This is a genomic window from Croceibacterium xixiisoli (assembly GCF_009827305.1).
GTDB lineage: Bacteria > Pseudomonadota > Alphaproteobacteria > Sphingomonadales > Sphingomonadaceae > Croceibacterium_C > Croceibacterium_C xixiisoli.
This window is the reverse complement of the sequence record NZ_WTYJ01000005.1, coordinates 143651-144240: the sequence shown is the minus strand read 5'-3', so window position 1 is coordinate 144240 and position 590 is coordinate 143651. Positions and strand designations below refer to the sequence as shown.

At 64.4% G+C, this 590-nt stretch carries 1 protein-coding gene; it reads left to right on the top strand.

Annotated features, from left to right (window positions below; all coding sequences use genetic code 11):
• Positions 1–590: Ig-like domain-containing protein (locus GRI97_RS18485; protein WP_202392846.1), on the top strand; the 590-nt coding region annotated here is incomplete at both ends.

Below are 590 nucleotides of genomic sequence, written 5' to 3'. Positions count from 1 at the left end.
CGGGCACCGGCGGCAGCTTCACGCTGGCCGAAGGCACCTACGCCAATGTCCAGGTTCGCCAGACGGATGCTGCCGGGAACACGGCAACGACCACGCTTGGTTCGATCACGGTCGATGCCAGCGTCGCCACTCCGGTTGCAGCTCTGACGGATGACACCGGCGTCCTTGATGACGACGGCATCACCAGCAATGGCCAGATCGATGTGACCGGGCTGGAAGACGGCGCAACCTGGGAGTTCACCACCGATGGTGGCCAGAACTGGCAGCCGGGCACCGGCGGCAGCTTCACGCTGGCCGAAGGCACCTACGCCAATGTCCAGGTTCGCCAGACGGATGCTGCCGGGAACACGGCAACGACCACGCTTGGTTCGATCACGGTCGATGCCAGCGTCGCCACTCCGGTTGCAGCTCTGACGGATGACACCGGCGTCCTTGATGACGACAGCATCACCAGCAACGGCCAGATCGATGTGACCGGGCTGGAAGACGGCGCCACCTGGGAGTTCACCACCAATGGTGGCCAGAACTGGCAGACGGGCACCGGCGGCAGCTTCACGCTGGCCGAAGGCACCTATGCCAATGTCCAGGTT